At 47.4% G+C, this 14498-nt stretch carries 11 protein-coding genes; 4 read left to right on the forward strand and 7 right to left on the reverse strand.

From position 1 onward, the window contains the following. Positions 1-576: 576 nt before the first annotated feature. The 7 genes from ADN01_RS19210 to ADN01_RS05635 form a co-directional block, all read right to left on the reverse strand. Positions 577-1995 carry an argonaute/piwi family protein gene (locus tag ADN01_RS19210; RefSeq protein ID WP_236690976.1) on the reverse strand — a complete coding sequence of 473 codons (1419 nt, stop codon included), beginning with the start codon at positions 1993-1995 and terminating at the stop codon, positions 577-579. After that, the gene (locus ADN01_RS05610) at positions 1988-3298 is read right to left on the reverse strand and encodes an HNH endonuclease signature motif containing protein (protein ID WP_147239127.1); all 1311 of its coding nucleotides are present in this window, start codon (positions 3296-3298) and stop codon (positions 1988-1990) included. The genes ADN01_RS19210 and ADN01_RS05610 overlap by 8 nt, the downstream gene beginning before the upstream one ends. Before the next feature lie 138 nt (positions 3299-3436). After that, a complete protein-coding gene (locus ADN01_RS05615) occupies positions 3437-6412 on the reverse strand; it encodes a type I restriction endonuclease subunit R (protein WP_201778638.1) in 2976 nt (991 codons plus the stop codon). Then, positions 6393-7571 (reverse strand): restriction endonuclease subunit S, encoded by a 1179-nt coding sequence (locus ADN01_RS05620; RefSeq protein ID WP_075070994.1) that lies wholly within the window; start codon positions 7569-7571, stop codon positions 6393-6395. The genes ADN01_RS05615 and ADN01_RS05620 overlap by 20 nt, the downstream gene beginning before the upstream one ends. A 2-nt stretch (positions 7572-7573) precedes the next feature. After that, complete coding sequence (locus ADN01_RS05625; protein ID WP_062419306.1) at positions 7574-9100, reverse strand: type I restriction-modification system subunit M; 1527 nt, start codon at positions 9098-9100, stop codon at positions 7574-7576. Positions 9101-9113: 13 nt separating this feature from the next. Beyond that, positions 9114-10682 carry a class I SAM-dependent DNA methyltransferase gene (locus ADN01_RS05630; RefSeq protein WP_075070995.1) on the reverse strand — a complete coding sequence of 523 codons (1569 nt, stop codon included), beginning with the start codon at positions 10680-10682 and terminating at the stop codon, positions 9114-9116. Beyond that, on the reverse strand, positions 10648-11814 hold the full coding sequence (locus ADN01_RS05635; RefSeq protein ID WP_075070996.1) for a Fic family protein: 1167 nt from the start codon (positions 11812-11814) through the stop codon (positions 10648-10650). Before ADN01_RS05635 ends, ADN01_RS05630 begins: the two co-directional genes overlap by 35 nt. A 160-nt stretch (positions 11815-11974) precedes the next feature. On the opposite strand from ADN01_RS05635, the gene ADN01_RS05640 reads away from it, so the two are divergent. The 4 genes from ADN01_RS05640 to ADN01_RS05650 all read left to right on the forward strand — a co-directional run bounded on the left by ADN01_RS05640 (position 11975) and on the right by ADN01_RS05650 (position 14271). After that, positions 11975-12415, forward strand: a complete 441-nt coding sequence (locus ADN01_RS05640; RefSeq protein WP_075070997.1) for a MerR family transcriptional regulator — start codon at positions 11975-11977, stop codon at positions 12413-12415. 133 nt (positions 12416-12548) lie between these two features. Then, positions 12549-13541, forward strand: coding sequence for a ParM/StbA family protein (locus ADN01_RS05645; protein WP_062419310.1), 993 nt, complete (start codon positions 12549-12551; stop codon positions 13539-13541). Beyond that, positions 13499-13783, forward strand: a complete 285-nt coding sequence (locus ADN01_RS19215; protein WP_147239128.1) for a hypothetical protein — start codon at positions 13499-13501, stop codon at positions 13781-13783. Before ADN01_RS05645 ends, ADN01_RS19215 begins: the two co-directional genes overlap by 43 nt. Positions 13784-13803: 20 nt before the next feature. Further along, complete coding sequence (locus tag ADN01_RS05650; RefSeq protein ID WP_062419311.1) at positions 13804-14271, forward strand: hypothetical protein; 468 nt, start codon at positions 13804-13806, stop codon at positions 14269-14271. The last annotated feature ends 227 nt before the right edge of the window (positions 14272-14498 follow it).

Consider the following 14498-nt stretch of genomic DNA (forward strand, 5'->3'; position numbering starts at 1 on the left):
ATCGTCGTGATCTGAGTATCTTTCAAATTGGATTGCGTTATATTGATCGTCAACTTCTCAACTCGCTTCCATTTCGGATTTTGCTATGTTCTTACTGTTGATTTTTCAAACTGTCAGGTGGCTAGTATCTCCAATACAGCGGGGAACGGTGTGGCACTTCGTTCTTGCCACTTCGATCCCCTAGAGTCTTAAGGGGGAACGGGTCAACGGAGTGGCACATCGTTCTCTGTTGGATGGTCCCTGCTGGTTTTGAGAATATCACCCAACCGCCAGGGACGATACTCCCTTACCTCAACGCTCATATTGATATGGTTGGGTCCCAAGTTGGAACCCTCAGGAGGTGGTGGAACATTATGAATATGACCATGTAGGTTGATCCATCCATCTTCCAAAGGAACAATCGGATGGTGTGAAAAAATCAGCTTGATTTGACTTACTACTTCAACTTGTTATAAATTTATAATCAGGGTCACGCCATGGGCTTCATAAAATGACCGGCTCAACCGATCGTGGTTTCCCTTGATTAAGACCAATCTGCCATTCAAACTGCTGGAAACAGCTCGAAATTGACCCCGACTACATATAGAATTTAAATTGTGGCATTGGTTCACGGTCAGAAGGAATTTCTCTCATAATCTCTCCGACGATATCTGAGAATCGCAGAGTAATCGGTGCTTTTCCACCCAGCCGTGAAGAATTCCAGTTCATTTTGGTCATTATGAGCACTTCCTTTAGAAGTGTTTCTCTCGGCGTGTCTTGCCCAACATGGTCAGTGATTAGAATAGGCGAAGGTACATGTAGAACATGAGATTGTCCTAACTCTGATATAAATCCTGTTGTATAAAGGAAATCCATGTCGCCTACCATGAATCGAGTGCCACGTAAGGGTGGGTAGCTACTTGTTGTAAGTAAGCGAATATGACTCTGTCGGGTATCAAATGACATCAAATCAAATTTTTTTACTCGTTGGCCTAGAGCTTGCTTGAATCCATCTTTTTCTCCCGGCCAAAACGTAGATGATTTATGAATAACTACTCGTTGAGGAGTCTGTCCCATTTCTTTCTCATACCGGTCCAAAACAATATTGATTAAATTATTTGCGTCCCTGTCGTTTAAATGAGGAGATCTAGAATTCATTCGATATGAGTTCCACTGGAATTCAGGTCCTCTAAGAATAAGACCATCACCATGTTCGTCAAATGCCTGAACAAGACTCGTTTGCATGGAATTAAATTTTGATCCAAGGGGACGATAGAACGCAATTCCCACATAACAGGTCCCAGGTGTCAATCCAATTGGCCCCCAAGGAATTCCACCAGCTTTAAAATAGAGACCAGTAAAAAAATTCCACGCTACTTTGGATGGATCATCTTTTTCCCTACCGTCAATAGTCTTTTGCCGAAGGAATTGTGTGGGTATCTGATACTTCATCGCTAGTGCTTTGAATGCCCTGCGAAGATCCCTGTGCACTAATCCTTTTTCTTGATCTCGGTAATCAACACCCTTGCATTTTCCGTATATGTTGTCAGGCAATGCCACAATAATGTATTGTGGTGGCTGGTCTTTTTTTGACAATAAATCGAGTTTTTCTTCTAATATTTCTAACAGAAACTCAAATCTCTCTTTAGGTTTCTTCTCCAAGATTTTATCTATTTCCTTTTGCGTAAGTTGACCATTCCAATCTTGATCAAAAATTAATCTTGAGAAAAACCCGCGGTCTTCCATGTAACCTGGAAATTCTACGTGATCTTCGTCACATAAAACACCTTCAGAAGTTTTTTTCAGCCAGCTCTTCGCAGAATCGATTGTGTCAGCGCTTCCAATAAACCCTATGCGTACCGTATCGGGGTGCTTGCGTTTTGGGCTAAAAGATTTTGGACCATATCTAGAAATCCCAATTTTGGGATCAATATGTTCTCTACCATCTGCAAATTGTAGTAAAGGTTCTTCAAAGTATTGACACTTGATTATCGGTTCCATTGATTGGTTATTCATCAATATCATCTTCTGCCCCCTCGTCAAGATCGTCGAACAATTCCTCATTTTCAAGAACATTCTGCAGTTTTGCCCACGTAAATAAATCCTCTGCATATTCAACATTAGTAAATGTTCTCGCGTATTTTTCTGGAATACCCGGCCAATTGATATCACCAGAAAGAAGAGTCGTAGATATAACAAGGGAAGAAGAGCCAAGATCTATAACGATTCTTGGTTCGTTGTTACCAAGAAAACTCCTCCAGAAATTTATTTCACCCAATAGATCGTAATTGAACATCTTACTTTTCTTCCGCGTAACTTTAGCGCCAATTTTTTCAGAATCTAAAGGCAAGTTGCCATCTTTTGTCACTCGAAATTCCGGCCTGAGTGCAAGGCACCACCGACCAGATGACACATAATAGGAGCGAAGGCTAATTGAGCGGTGCAGCCAATAGGATTTTGGCAGTCCGGTCTTTTTTGTGATTGGCTGCCAAACCACATGTTTCTTTGCAACATTTTGATTTAGAGGCTTATATTCTATATCTTTAGGCTGGCCAGGTTGATCAGGCACAAAGTAATATCTGTAATGATCAGGATCATACACTAAGCCCTTTTGAGAAGTAAAAATTTGGAGGGTGATATTAAGTAGTTCAACAAACCAACGAGACTTGACGGGATCATCCCACCACTTACGTGATGCTATCTGCCTAACGGAATTTAATTCTACGACCGTATGGAAGGGGCTATCGGCATTCCTAGGATCCTGAAATGTGTATAGTCTATCCTCCTTGAGGATATACGGAAGATGAATGTCTGGTTGAGTAAACAATGGCAACTGCTCAATCGCGTAGTTCGCGATAGCATCTTTTGTGGGTGTAGATTGGTAGATATATACAGGGGTCTTTATTACTTCAAGAAGAGACGAATAAACGCTTTCTATAGCATACTTATCAAAAAACTGATCTCTTTTTGTTGTCTTATCAATGGCATTACCTAATGCAGTCTGAACAAGTTTTTCGTGATCCTCTTTCATTCCCCGTAATCGCTCGACGGTATACAATTGTGGTTTATTATCAATAATTTTATGATGTTCAGGACAAAGCAGCATCAAGTTGCCTTCTTCATCTCTGCGGTTCAAAGGTAATGCGAACTTTCCTCTGGGGCCATCCTCTCGTTGTGCAACAATATGAGCTACATTGCTCAGTATAACGGTGCTGTCATCACTTTCTTGCACTGTCAGCATAGATGGACAACCTGGAAAAGCGCATCTATTTCCGGATTTTTGTAAGAGAGCTTTTAAATCTGTTGGAGAGATTGTCATAATTTACTCCTCAAAATTGTTATGCTCCAGTAAATCAACCCCATCGTTCTGAAAAGACAAACCTAGTAAGAAGAATAAACAGGATGTCAAAATAGATTTGTTGTATCAGCGATTACTGCGTATGCATATCTTGTTTCATCAGTAATATTCCTTGATATACCCGTACGCTTTATCGAACAACTCCTGCTCTTTGTGCAGCTGATATTTCAGCAGGACTCTACGTAACGCCTGTTTGACCTCACGCTCCCCGGCGATGGTTTGCTGCCAACCAGGGAAGCGGACATTGCGGACGATCTCGTCAATATCAGCTACGATGCGTTCGACAATTACCGGAGTTTGGGTAGTCTTGGTCTCGTTGAATAGCTCGGTTAATGCGGCCTTGGCGGATTGGCGTTCTTCTTCAGGGTCCACATCCTTTTCTGCCTGCAATACTTTACGGGCGATTTCAAGCAGTTGTTTCAGGTAATCCAGGCTGTTAACCAACCCTTGCTCCATGCGGTTCTTCAGATCTTCAAGCTGCTTTCCGAGCGCGATGAATTTTGGATTATTGCCATGCTTTCGGATGCGTGCGATGACCTTGATTTCCACCTCGCGGATCTTCTCTGGATCGCGTTCTCCGAGCAGTTCATCCAGGAAATCGGCGTCCATGACCAGTGTATCCAGGTCATCCCGAACGCGTTCGACATGAACGTTCTCATGGATCAGGTCGAGGGTCTTGGCTCCTAGTGCATGCCAGAGCAGTTTGCCGCTGCCACTGGGCGGTTTGACGGATTCATACACCTGGCCTAACCAGCGATAATCATCTTCATAATCCGAAAGCACCGGGTCCGGCGATATCGCCTCCCAGAGTTGTGAAAGTAATGAGAAGTCGCCGGCGAATTTGTCCCGCGTTTCATTATCCGGCAGGCATGCCTGGGCTGCCACCAACCCTTCCCAACCACCGAGTGTGCGATCCACATTCGGAAAATATGCCAGGCAGGTTTGCATCGCTTCAGGAAGCTGCGCATGCAGCGCCTTCAGGTTGGTAATCACCTGCTGCATGTTGGCTTCGTCAAAGGCCAACGTTCGAGCCACATCGTCGAAGACGCCAATGTAATCCACGATCAAGCCATAATCCTTGCCGGGGTAGGGACGATTTACGCGGCAGATACCCTGCAACAGGTTATGCTCCTTCATCGGTTTGTCCAGATACATCACCTGCAGAATAGGGGCATCAAACCCGGTCAAAAGGCGTGAAGTCACAATGAGGAACCTTAGCGGATCTGCCGGATCGCGGAAACGGTCCAGCAATCTTTCCTCTTCTTCTTTACTGCGGTCGTAGGCTTTGTATTCCGTCTCATTGTGAAACACGCTCATCACGATTTCACTGGCTTCCGGGCGCAGGATTTCATCCATGGCTTTTTTATACAGAACACAGGCCTGGCGATCAAAGGTAACCACCATCGCCTTAAACCCGTTGGGTTCTACCTTTTCCTGATAATGATCCACGATATCCGAAACAATTCGCTGCACGCGTTCCGGCGCTTTGACCAATACCGCCATGCGGGCAGCCTGGCGCGCCAGGTTCGCCTGATCGGCTTCGGATAAATGACCGGTCAGATTGGCATAGGCTTCATCGATGGATTGTTTGTCCACGCGCAGTTCGACCAAGCGGGATTCAAAGCGCAAGGGCAGGGTGGCCTGGTCGCGGATGGATTCCTCAAAAGAATAGCGGCTCAGATAGCCTTTTTCATCCTCTTCGGCGCCAAACGCAAAGAACGTGTTGCGGTCGCGCTGGTTGATGGGTGTGCCGGTCATGCCGAACAGAAACGCATTGGGCAGCGCTTCGCGCATTTTCCTGCCCAGGTCGCCTTCCTGGGTGCGGTGAGCTTCATCCACCAGGGCAATAATGTTGTCGCGGGAATTCAGAACCCCGTCCGCTTCGCCAAACTTGTGGATGGTGGTGATAATCACCTTGCGCACATCCTGAGCCAGCAGGGTGCGCAGTTCTTCACGGCTGTCGGTTGAGATCAGATTGGGAACATCCGCTGTGTTAAACGTAGCCGTAATCTGCGTATCCAGGTCAATGCGATCCACCACGATCAGCACCGTAGGATTTTTCAACGCCGGATGCATGCGCAGCTTCTGGGCGGCAAAGACCATCAGCAGCGATTTGCCCGACCCCTGAAAATGCCAGATCAGGCCTTTCTTCACCCGGCCCTGCACCACCCGGTCGACGATCTGGTTGGCGGCATGATATTGTTGGAAGCGGCAAATGATCTTGGTCTTGCGATGTTTTTTATCTGTGGCAAACAGGGTGAAGTTTTTGAGAATATCCAAAATGATCGCCGGACGCAGCATGCCCAGCGCAGCGGTTTGCAGCTCATTCAAACCGGAATATTCGTTGTTATCTTCTTCACGCCAGGGTGCCCAGCTTTCCAGTGGCTGCCGGATGGCGCCATAGCGATAGGTTTTCCCTTCGGTGGCAAATGAAAACACATTCGGCGCAAAGAACGCCGGCACGTTGACTTCATAATCATCCTGCACCTGCACCGCGCCGTCCACCCAGGAGATGGCCGGTCGGGTGGGGGTTTTGGCTTCGCCGATCACCAGCGGAATGCCATTCACAAACAAGACCAGGTCAAAGCGGCGGGTTTGTGAGCCGGCCTGGAAGATGACCTGATTGGTGAGGACGCATTGATTATTGCCGATATTCTCAAAATCGATCAACCGAACCGAGGTGTGCTCATGATTGGGTCCAAACGGCATCGAACGCTCGCCGCGCAGCCAGATGGTGAACTCCTCATTGGCGCGCACCAGGCCATCGCTTTTTACCGACAACAGCACGGCACGCAGACGGTAGAGCACCTCGTCGGCGCGGTCGGGTTGCTCGGCGATCTCCGGATTCAACCGGATCAACGCCGCGCGCAGTTCATCTTCCAGCAGCACATCTTGGGTGGAACGGTGAAGTTTATCTGCGGGTTTGTAAACCCAACCCTGCCCTCTGGCAAGCTGCGTTAGCGTGCCGGCGTATAGCCCGGGCTGTTCGCCAATTTGCTTGCCGGTTTTACCGCACAGCAGATCGCGGATGAAGAGTTCGACTGAGTTGGATTCGTTAAACAATACAACCTCCATCACTTTCTTTTACTGAAAGCAATTTATTAATTAAATTGGAAGACAATTTTCTTGACATATTGATATGGTTCTTAACTTCACTCTCAGTTGAAATTAAACTATGGAATGTTTCGAGGATTTCTCTTTGCTCCTTAAGTGGGGGAACTGGAATTTGATAATTTCCAAATATTTCAAAAGATGTCCGAGGCATTTTGGTCCCAAATGCTTGATGGGAATTGAATTCTACGAATCTTGGTGAATGAAAATGGCAAAGCAAGAAATCATTCGTAATAAACGATTCATTACATAATACAAGGATTTCAGTTGTACAAACTCCCTCAAAACTTGCTATTGCAGCTTTATCAAGATTAGGACGTAATTTTCCATAAAGTAAATCACCCGTATAAAAGACTGAACAATTACTTGAAAAATTGGATGAGTCTGAAAAGGTGGAAGTAGTCCAAGAACCCGGTTCAATATTTTCAAGCCCTAAATATCTTTCTCTTTTATGTGGGTGTTTGCTGGTTTCACCTCTTTCATGGACACACTTTCCTAATGGAAGTAGTTTCCAGTTATCCGGTAATGCTAGATTATCAGCTTTATTCTTTTTCCAGAATAATTGATCAAAAAGACGCCATTTCGCAGATTCTGATCTTAGCAAGTATTCAGACCAGTTTACAGTTACCTCATCCGCAGCCCAGAGGATCTCTGCGATGCGGCGCTGTTCGTCCAGTGGTGGCAGGGGGAATTCATAACGAGCCAATTCCTTGAACTTGGTACGTGGTGAGAGCGAGCCGGCAGAAGTATCCAGGGCATGTTCAAAGAACCCATCCGATTGACAAATAAAAGGCAATAATAACGGTAACAGTCGGTCATCTTTGGGTTCAAATACGAGAATATCGCTGGAACACAACCCATCGAACTCAGCCACGGCCACTTTTCGCTGATAGGCGCGGCGCTTTCCAAACAAAACCTGCCCTCGGCGAAAACGGCGGGTAAAACTGGTACCTTCCGAGATTAGTCCCCAACGCTGAATGTGGAGCGATTCGGGATCGATATGTTCAAGGCCAACATAGCGTTCCAATCCGCTGTTCTGTGGGTCGCTAACGGATTCATCCACGTTGCGAACGACATCACCGAATGCCACTTTGGGCCATTCCGAGGTGTTTTGTTTTGTCATGGCTATTTGCCCTCGCTGTTTTCCGGCGACAACGTCTCCAGCAATGCGTTCATTGCCTCGCGCAGCGCGTGCGAGCTCTGCTGCCAGGCGTGGATCGCCTCTGCCAGGTCATTCTTCTGTGAAAAGCCGTTTCCGTTCCCATTTTTCTTGCGAACGTAGAGCGCAATGTTGAGATTCCCGTTTTGATCAAGCGCTTCCTCTTTCGTGATCACCCGGGTGAAACCCTCTTCATCTTCAAATACGCGGTAAGCAGCGGTGATCCGTTGAATGTGATCATCCTCCAGAAAGCTCTGCGCGCGTTCACGAGTCACTTCGTCGACGGCATTGATTAATAGAATCTTTCCCTTACGGTCAGACGGTTTATGAGTGCGGCAGATCATTACGCAGGCTTCCATGGGAGAGTTGTAAAACAGGTTGGGTCCCAGGCCAATGACGCATTCAACCCAATCCTGTTCAATCAACTTGCGGCGCATCTCTCTTTCTTCATCACGGAACAGCACGCCATGCGGGAAGAGAATGGCGCAGCGTCCGCTGACCGGCTTGAGGCTCTTAAGGATGTGTTGGAAGAATGCATAATCGGCGCGTCCCTGCGGAGGAACACCCAGAAAATTCCGCCCGAAGGGGTCGCTTTCCCAGCCCTTGCGGTTCCATTGTTTGATGGAGTAAGGTGGGTTGGCCAGTACAATATCAAACTGGCGCAGACGGTCGCCCTGGATCAGCTTTGGATCAGCCAGGGTATCACCGCGCTCAATGCGAAAATCCTCAAAACCATGCAGGAATAAATTCATCCGGGCAATGGATGAAGTGATTAGATTGCGTTCCTGCCCAAATAATTTCAACGTACGATATTCCTTGCCCTGATCCTTCAAACGAACGGCACAGGAAAGCAGCATGCCACCGGAACCGCAGGTGGGGTCGTAAATGGATTCGCCCTCTTGCGGTTCAAGGAGCTCGGTCATCAGGCGCACCACGGTACGGTTGGTGTAGAACTCAGCCGCGGTATGGCCGCTGTCATCCGCGAATTTCTTGATCAGATATTCATACCCAATGCCCAGCTCATCTTCGGGTACATTGGCAATGGAGAGGGTGTGTTTGGAGAAATGCTCAATCAAATCCCGTAGGATACGATCCGAAAGCCGGCTTTTGTTCGTCCAGGGAGCATCCCCAAAGATACCCGCGAGGGTATCCGGGTTGGCCTGTTCAATTGCCCGCATCGCGTTTTGCAAGGCTTTGCCCAGGTCGGTTGTTTGAGAACGCACATCATTCCAATGCGCGCCTTCTGGAATTTTGAAGCGGTGTTCGATCAGGCTGGCATACTCTTGATCCCCTTTCGATTCCGCCAATGCCTGCTGGTATTCCTCATCAAACACGTCGCAAAGCCGCTTGTAGAATAGAAGTGGAAAGATGTACTGCTTATAATCGCCAGCATCGATTAAGCCACGCAATAAGGTAGCTGCGCCCCAAAGATGGGATTCAAGGTCAGCCAGAGAGATAGGTGATGGAAGATTGTTGAAAGCGTTGAGCTGCATGAATGTTATGACCTTATTCTTTATTGGTGATTGGTTCAGAAGATCGGTACTCTGAAGAAGCCAATCCAGCATCTTTGAGTAACTCCAACAGGTGATCTTCCGCCCGATAGGCTTCCTGTAATGCGGTTTTGAGTTCCTTCAGCGCATCATCAACACTTACAATATCTTCGTCCTGTTTTGATTCGACATAGCGAGGAATATTGAGGTTGTAATCGTTCCGAGCAATTTCATCCAGGGAAACGATCTGCGAAAAACCCGGGAGGCTGTCGAATGCCTTGTAGCAAGTCAGGATTTGTTCAACATGTTCCTCTTCGAGGGTATTCTGGTTTCGCCCTTTACGATAAAGCGCAGATGCATCGATCATCAGAACTTTATTTTGACGTTCGGGAGCTTTCCGATTCCGAAACACCAGGATGGCAGCCGCGAGGGTGGCTCCATAAAACAAATTGGGTGCCAGGCCAATCACCGCTTCCAATAAATCCATTTCCAATATCTTCTGACGAATTTTCCCTTCTGCACCCATTCGAAATAACGTGCCATGCGGTAAAACTACAGCCATGCGACCTGACCGTGGTTTGAGTGATTTCAACATATGCTGAACCCAGGCGTAATCACCACTGCTAGAAGGGGGCAAACCCGCAAAACAACGCCCGTAGGGATCAGACTTCCATATCTCTTCCCCCCATTTTTCCAGCGAAAAAGGCGGATTTGCAATGACACAGTCGAATGTTTTCAGCCGATCATCTTCGATAAAACGGGGACGGCGCAGTGTGTCATCTCGGAGAATGTGGAAATCATCGATACCGTGGAGGAACAGATTCATTCGGGCAATGGATGAAGTGGTCAGGTTTTTCTCCTGACCGAATAAACGGCCAAATAACCGCTTAATATCCCCATTTTTCTCACGCACATGTTGTATTGCACCGAGCAACATGCCGCCTGTTCCGCAGGCGGGATCGTAGATTGTTTCATCTGGCTGGGGATCTAAAATATCCACCATCAACCGCACTACGCTGCGAGGCGTATAAAATTCGCCGGCTTTCTTGTTTGTGGCGTCCGCGAATTTCTTGATCAGATACTCATAAGCCTGTCCCATGATATCCGCGTCAACATCTGAATTTCGCAATCTTAATCGTGAGAAATGGTCAATGAGATCACGCAACAATGAGTCAGAGAGGCGATCCTTGTTTGTCCATTGGGCATCGCCGAAAATCCCATATAAAGTATCAGGGTTGCATTTTTCAATTTCTGTTAAAGAATAATGCAGGGCTTGGCCAATATCGGATGTCCGATTCCGTACATCTTCCCAATGGCAGCCTCTGGGGATGATGAAGCGATGAAATTCAGGCAACTGAGCAAAATCAATATCCCCTCCAGATTCAGCAAGCGCCGCTTCTGTTTCCTCATCATAGGCGTCCGAGATACGCTTGAAAAATAGTAAAGGGAAAATATAGGTCTTAAAATCTGCTGCGTCTACCGGACCACGCAAGATGTTGGCAGCTTCCCAAAGGTGGCTTTCGAGTTTTGATAATTCGATCATGATTGCCTTAACGTCCCACGATTTTTGTTTCTTCAACAGCATTAAGTATATCTCTGGCAACAAATACCCTGTTACGGGCTTTGCCAGAGCTTTCAAGGATCCCCTGTTTTACCAATTCATCAATATACCGTTCAGCAGTTGGATAAGGCAGAGCAAGTTCCTCTTCAACCGTGCGTACAGAAATGAGCGGCCGGGCAAAAAGCAGATCCACAACCTGGAGTAAACGAGCTGCAGAGCGCCCTTGCTGGAAGCGCTGGCGATAATTCTCTCTCAGATCGTTGATCCGTTTAACACGCGCTGCCGCATCGATTGCTTGAGAGGAAACACCATTTAAGAAAAAGCTCAACCAAGAATTCCAATTCCCTTTTTCAGAAACGCCACGCAGATTGGCATAATAATCAGGCCGGTTGGTTTCGAAAAAGGCGCTCAAATACAATAAAGGCTGAGGCAGCAAATTCCAGGCGCACAACAGTATAGAAACCAACAGCCGGCCTAATCGTCCATTACCATCCGGAAAAGGATGGATGGCTTCAAATTGGTAGTGGATTAAGCCCAAACGGATCAGTGGAGGAAGATTGGATGCTTCATTGATATACAACTCCAATTGCTGCAATGCCTCCATCATTTCTTTGGGTGGGGGCGGAACATAAGTGGCCGTGGCAAGGCTGCTCCCTGGAGGACCAATAAAATTCTGGCCTTGTCTGAATTCACCCGCTCGGAACTGTTCCCCACGCACCCCTTCCAGAAGGATACCGTGCAATTCTCGGATCAGACGTAAACTTACGGGTAAGCTGCTCATCCGCTCGAGGCCATATTCCAAAGCGCGTACATAATTATGTACTTCTCTCACATCATCCGGGGCGTCAAAAAGCGGCAATTGGACTGCTTCATATGCCAGCACATCCGCAAGCGATGCCTGCGTTCCTTCAATCCGGGAAGACAGGACGGCCTCACGTCTGAGGAAAGGACGCACCAACAAATGTGGATTGGGTAATGATCTGCCTATACCAGCCAATTCCCCTAAAGCACGGTCAGCAAGCGAGAGCACCACGATCAACCCGGAATCCCAGGTTAGATTCATCGGTGGAAGTGGATTAGGCACATAGGCAAATCCCCCCTCGGGGATGGAGATTAAATGTCCGCTTATGTTTTCCTGGAAATCTTCAGGGTTCATGCTATCTTCTCACAAGTGATAATAAGGAAATTATTGTTATCATTATACGCTTATTTTGATAACAAGTAAAGAAAATTTGGAGGATCACTTTCAATGCTGGACGATCCTTCACTTTCACTGTATGATTAACTTGTAGTAAATCGAATTTTGTGAGTAGTCCGTGAAACTCGATCAATCCCGATTGGAATATTACATCACCCCCGAACAGGCCGCCAAACAGCTTGGGTTGGATTTGTACTCTATTTATCAGTTGGCAGATGAGGGAAAACTTCAGGCAGCCGTGATGACCGATGGAAGTATTGGCATCAGTCAAATCAGCGTGAATAATCTGCTGCCCAAGGAAGCCTTACCTGAGTATCAGCTCAACGCCAGCTTGAAAGGCATTCCAATCAGCATCAATGAAGCCGGTCGGAAATACAAGCTCAACACATCCACGCTCACGCGCTGGATGCAGAGAGGGCTGATCCACCAATTGGGCAAAGAGGGTCGAAAGACACTGCTGGATGAAGCAGACGTGGCTTACTGTGCCAATGTCTATCGCCAAAACAGTGGTCAGGGCAAATGGGCTTTTGATGATTCAGGGCGGCCATATAAAAAATAATCTCCCAAATAAATACTACAAGTTATTGATTAACATGGAGTAATGTGCTACAATAAATTCAGCCGATGAGGTTGATTTTTTTACCTCAGATTACTCCAAGTTAACTTGTACCATGTAGAATAAAGGAGATTGCATGACAGAAACAATTAGTTTTGGACTTGACCTGGGAATGGGAGCGCTCAAGCTGCACGGGAATCAGCAGAACATTCAATTGATCTCTCAGGTCGCGGTTAATAATGGCCCGCTGGTAGGGCGCATGCTGGGGTTGGGCAGTTCCCGCCTGCCACTGCGGATCGCTTTGCCATCGGGAAGTACGTTCTTTGTCGATAATGGCGCACACGACAGCGGACGGCCAGTAGAAAACCTGAGCATGGATCGTTTTGCCGGTTCACCGGAAATGCTTGCGCTTTTCTATGGGGCATTCACCCGCTTGATCCTGCGATCGGGGGATATTTCTCAGCCTGTCAGCATCACCTGTGGTTTACCATTGGATACCCTCTCCGGAGAGGAAGCACGAACCACGGTGGAAAGCATTCAGCGTTGGATGAAAGCAGAACACACCTGGAAAGCCAATGACCAGGAATATCACCTGAATGTGACCGAGGTTCGGGTTACTTCTCAGCCGGCAGGGGCTTTGTTCGATTACGTTCTGGATGACAAAGGCAAGATCGTTCCCGAACGTCGTGGCGCCTATACCCAGGAAGTTGGGATTGTCTCGATTGGCATGAATACCACTGAGTTACTGGTCGTGCGCGAAAAAGTTCCGGTTCAACGCTTTACAGGTGCTTCAACCACCGGTGTGCGTCGTCTGCTGGAGCTGGTCAACGGTCAGCAGCTTTACTCCCTGGGTGAATTGGACACGCTCCTGCGCGCCAATAAACTCGACATTTCGCAGGCACTACCAATCTGGGAGCGTGAGGTCACTGGAGAGATTGAAAAGCGGTGGGGCAAAGCCTGGCGGCGTTTCACGGCTGTGATCCTGGTAGGCGGTGGAGCAATTCTGCTCAAAAACTCATTGCCTTATTTCTTCAACGGTAAAGGCATTCTGGCGGATGATCCGGTTCAATCGATTGCGAGGGGTTTATGGAAAATATCATTATTTCAGAACCACAATCGAAAAAACTAAGCATGGGTTCAAAGCGTGGTCGCCCAAAGCTGGATTGCAAGGTTTATCAGATTCGCTTCACACTGAGCCTGCGAGAAGGGGAGGATGATGATCTGCTCTTCTTCTTTTCCGATATTCCCGAACGGAGGCGAGCTGCAGCCTTGAAAGCAGCTTTACGAGCGGGGGGTGTTTCACTTAAAGCCGGATCCGCCCCAATCACGGATGATCTTGATCTGACCATTCAGGGTCTGGTATTTGGATAATCATTTTTCTGGAGGAAGATATGTTTCTGCTGAAAGGATTTCATTTGGTCTTCAAGATTTTCAAAAACGCTTTGCTTCTGTTGGTGATCGCAACCATCCTGTTTATCGCTTATCGGGGCAATCAGCCGATGAGCGTTCCCCAGGCACCACAGGGTATGACTTATTTCGAATTCATGGCAGATCGGATCGATGCTGCAAAAACGGTCAAACCGTCTCAATGCGGATGGGGAATGATGCTGTCACTGGCTGCACTTGGGCCAATCTATTCAGTAGTGTACACAACAGTTGCGGTCAATCCAGATAGTACATTGGCCAAGGGAACCGCTCCGGACCCGGATATTGCGCGGGATGTTGCCGGCGCAGCCTGGTATGAGATCCCGGATATCTGGTGGAAAACGGTTGAGAGATTATCCTGGACGATGCTGGGTAAACCTGCCGCGTATGGTTGTCAGTTCCGACCTGTCCAAATCGCTGAACATACGAATTAACATGACCACCTTGGATCATGCCTGATTTATTTGTAGAATAAAAATGTAATCGTTTCGGGTCGCTGATCTCCTTGGACATCCATCAAATCGTAAGAGCGGCCGGGGCTGTCTGGAAAGAAGATCCAGGCAGCCCCAATATGGTTAAAAAGGGGGCAAAAAAGTCATTTTGGCTTGAGAAACAAAAAAAGCCGCCCTTTCAGGCGGCCAATTTTCTCAGATTATGGGCA

Source organism: Levilinea saccharolytica, from assembly GCF_001306035.1.
Taxonomy (GTDB): Bacteria; Chloroflexota; Anaerolineae; order Anaerolineales; family Anaerolineaceae; genus Levilinea; species Levilinea saccharolytica.

What these genes read in the sequence shown, in the direction of transcription:
- ADN01_RS19210 (WP_236690976.1), bottom strand. Translation starts at nt 1,995, where the DNA reads ATGAATAACCAATCAATGGAACCGATAATCAAGTGTCAATACTTTGAA.
- ADN01_RS05610 (WP_147239127.1), bottom strand. Translation starts at nt 3,298, where the DNA reads ATGACAATCTCTCCAACAGATTTAAAAGCTCTCTTACAAAAATCCGGA.
- ADN01_RS05615 (WP_201778638.1), bottom strand. Translation starts at nt 6,412, where the DNA reads ATGGAGGTTGTATTGTTTAACGAATCCAACTCAGTCGAACTCTTCATC.
- ADN01_RS05620 (WP_075070994.1), bottom strand. Translation starts at nt 7,571, where the DNA reads ATGACAAAACAAAACACCTCGGAATGGCCCAAAGTGGCATTCGGTGAT.
- ADN01_RS05625 (WP_062419306.1), bottom strand. Translation starts at nt 9,100, where the DNA reads ATGCAGCTCAACGCTTTCAACAATCTTCCATCACCTATCTCTCTGGCT.
- ADN01_RS05630 (WP_075070995.1), bottom strand. Translation starts at nt 10,682, where the DNA reads ATGCTGTTGAAGAAACAAAAATCGTGGGACGTTAAGGCAATCATGATC.
- ADN01_RS05635 (WP_075070996.1), bottom strand. Translation starts at nt 11,814, where the DNA reads ATGAACCCTGAAGATTTCCAGGAAAACATAAGCGGACATTTAATCTCC.
- ADN01_RS05645 (WP_062419310.1), top strand. Translation starts at nt 12,549, where the DNA reads ATGACAGAAACAATTAGTTTTGGACTTGACCTGGGAATGGGAGCGCTC.
- ADN01_RS19215 (WP_147239128.1), top strand. Translation starts at nt 13,499, where the DNA reads ATGGAAAATATCATTATTTCAGAACCACAATCGAAAAAACTAAGCATG.
- ADN01_RS05650 (WP_062419311.1), top strand. Translation starts at nt 13,804, where the DNA reads ATGTTTCTGCTGAAAGGATTTCATTTGGTCTTCAAGATTTTCAAAAAC.